Genomic DNA, 2,445 nt, shown 5'->3' with positions numbered 1-2,445 from the left:
TCCATCAGCTGTTGGCTGATGTTGAGAATATTGATTTGGTTTTCCGCTAAAATTTTGGAAACGTCGTACACAATGCCCACACGGTCTTTACCGATGACGGTGATGACTGAATTGTTCATAACGCTGTTTCTCCTTATAGTATATTTGAAAAGTGTTGACAATTATAACACTCAGGCCGTCTGAAAAACTGTTTCAGACGGCCTGAGTATTCAAATTTCAATTTTGATTATCGCCCTGCTTTCAAAGCCTGCCACAGGCGAACGCTGAGTTTGCTCGCATCGGTTGACTTAGGGGAGACAATGAAGCTTTTTTCCATCAATTCTTTACTTGGGAAAATCGATTCGTCAGAAGTGTATTTTTCATCCATCAAATCACGCGCCGGACGACTGGCCGGAGCATAAGTCACATAGTTGCCGTTTTTGGCCGCTGTTTCCGGATTGAGCGTGTGATTGATGTATTTGTGTGCATTAGCCACATTTTGCGCATCACGCGGAATCATCAGCGAATCCACCCAAATACCGACGCCGCTTTTCGGCGCCAATACTTCGACTTCGACGCCGTTTCCGGCTTCTTTGGCACGGGTTTTGGCAATATTGAGGTCGCCGCCATAGCCTACCGATACGCAAAGATTACCGGCCGCCATATCATCGATATAGCCCGACGAGGTAAAGCGTTTGATGTCGGGACGCACTTTTTTCATCATATCGACTGCGGCTTTGATGTCGTCAGGGTTTTCGCTATTCGGATCTTTGCCCAAATAATGCAAAGCCAAAGGAATTTGCTCGATGGCGCTGTCGAAATAGCTGATGCCGCAGGATTTCAATTTTTGGGTGTATTCAGGGTTAAACACCAAATCCCATTCGTTTTCAGGCAACTTATCCGTACCCAACGCCTTTTGAACCTGCTGCTTGTTAATCGCCAGCGTATTGATGCCCCAGAAATAAGGGACGGCATATTCGTTGCCCGGATCGACGGTTTCCATCATTTTCAACAAATCGGGATCGATATTGGCGTAATCGGGAATTTGCGATTTGTCGATTTTTTGATACGCGCCGGCTTTAATCTGGCGGCCGACATTGGCAATAGACGGCGCAACCAGGTCATAACCCGACTTGCCGGTCAGCAGCTTGGCTTCCAGCGCTTCGTTGCTGTCGTAGTAATCGTAGCGGACGTTGATATGCGTATTTTTTTCAAACGCAGACAGCGTGGCCGGATCGACATAATCCGACCAGTTATAGATATTGAGTTTATCAGTTTGGGAAGAAGAAGTTTGAGATGCGGAAGATTCTGCGGCGGTTTCTTTTCCACCGCTACACGCAGTCAAGACGAGGCTCACAATTGCCGCCGCCATCAAAGATTTTTTCATGGTTTCAGACCTTTTGTTCGGGGGGTAAAAATATTGCAGCGGTGGCAGATGCCACTTACAAAAGGGAAACTGTGGGGGCGGCCGGCATGTGTCCTTTGCCCTTGATTCAGCAAGGTTTGCATTAAACGGCAAAAAGCTTTTGAATGCAAGACCTTAAAGCAGAAAAAAATTTCATTTTTCAGACGGCCTGAAGCTATGGTTTTATTCATAAACAACATTTTTTCAGAAACGGTTTCATGCCGTCTGGAAAAAACTGTGGGCTTATTCAGACGACCTCAAGATTTGTCAAAACCGCCCAATTTGTGGGAAAATTGCACGATTGAATTTAATGAAGGGCGACACCGTGTTAGACAGAGAAGGCTATCGCCCCAATGTCGGTATTATCCTGATTAACGAACGTAACGAAGTCTTTTGGGGCAAACGCGTACGCGAACATTCATGGCAATTTCCGCAAGGCGGCATCAAGCCGGGCGAAAGCCCTGAGACCGCCATGTACCGCGAGTTGTACGAAGAAGTCGGCCTGCTGCCGCAACATGTCAAAATCGTTGGCCGTACACGCGACTGGTTGCGTTATGACGTGCCCAGCCACTGGGTGCGGCGCGAATGGCGCGGTTCGTATCGCGGACAAAAACAGATTTGGTATCTTTTGCGTTTGGTCGGCCGCGACAGCGACGTCAACCTCCGCGCCTGCCACCATCCTGAATTCGACGGCTGGCGTTGGCACCAATACTGGGCGCCGGTTGACGAAGTCATCGACTTCAAGCGCGGCGTGTATTTGGACGCATTGACCGAACTCTCCCGTTTCTTGCGCGGCATAGAAAGCTATGAAGACTTTATCCGTCGCAATCCAATAGAAAACCTATAACCCAAACGCTTTCAGGCCGTCTGAAAGCGTTGTTTTTCATCCTTTCAGACGGCCTTTACATCATTCCTATGGCTAAAAACAATCAATACAGCGAATCCAGCATTACCGTCCTCAAAGGCTTGGAGCCGGTCAAAGAACGTCCCGGTATGTACACCCGTACCGACAGCCCGACCCATATCTGTCAGGAAGTGATTGATAACGCGGCGGACGAGGC

The 2,445-nt window shown here is 48.3% G+C and carries 3 protein-coding genes and 1 pseudogene; 2 read left to right on the top strand and 2 right to left on the bottom strand.

Features of this window, described 5'->3' with window-relative positions:
- Both ACTHUE_RS15620 and ACTHUE_RS15615 read right to left on the bottom strand, forming a co-directional pair.
- Window positions 1-119: ACT domain-containing protein (locus tag ACTHUE_RS15620; protein ID WP_440423941.1), on the bottom strand; the 119-nt coding region annotated here is incomplete at its 3' end.
- Window positions 120-226: 107 nt separating this feature from the next.
- Window positions 227-1,366 carry a polyamine ABC transporter substrate-binding protein gene (locus ACTHUE_RS15615; protein WP_070646723.1) on the bottom strand — a complete coding sequence of 380 codons (1,140 nt, stop codon included), beginning with the start codon at window positions 1,364-1,366 and terminating at the stop codon, window positions 227-229.
- A gap of 328 nt (window positions 1,367-1,694) precedes the next feature.
- On the opposite strand from ACTHUE_RS15615, the gene ACTHUE_RS15610 reads away from it, so the two are divergent.
- A complete protein-coding gene (locus ACTHUE_RS15610; protein ID WP_070583356.1) occupies window positions 1,695-2,231 on the top strand; it encodes an RNA pyrophosphohydrolase in 537 nt (178 codons plus the stop codon).
- Between the two features lie 68 nt (window positions 2,232-2,299).
- Window positions 2,300-2,445: pseudogene (locus tag ACTHUE_RS15605) on the top strand (ATP-binding protein); the annotation flags it as partial.

This window comes from Neisseria sp. P0021.S005 (genome assembly GCF_051956955.1).
This window is presented reverse-complemented; position numbering and strand designations above follow the sequence as displayed.

Excerpts from the sequence above, each read along its gene's own strand:
- ACTHUE_RS15610 (WP_070583356.1), top strand. The coding sequence starts at position 1,695 with ATGAAGGGCGACACCGTGTTAGACAGAGAAGGCTATCGCCCCAATGTC.
- ACTHUE_RS15615 (WP_070646723.1), bottom strand. The coding sequence starts at position 1,366 with ATGAAAAAATCTTTGATGGCGGCGGCAATTGTGAGCCTCGTCTTGACT.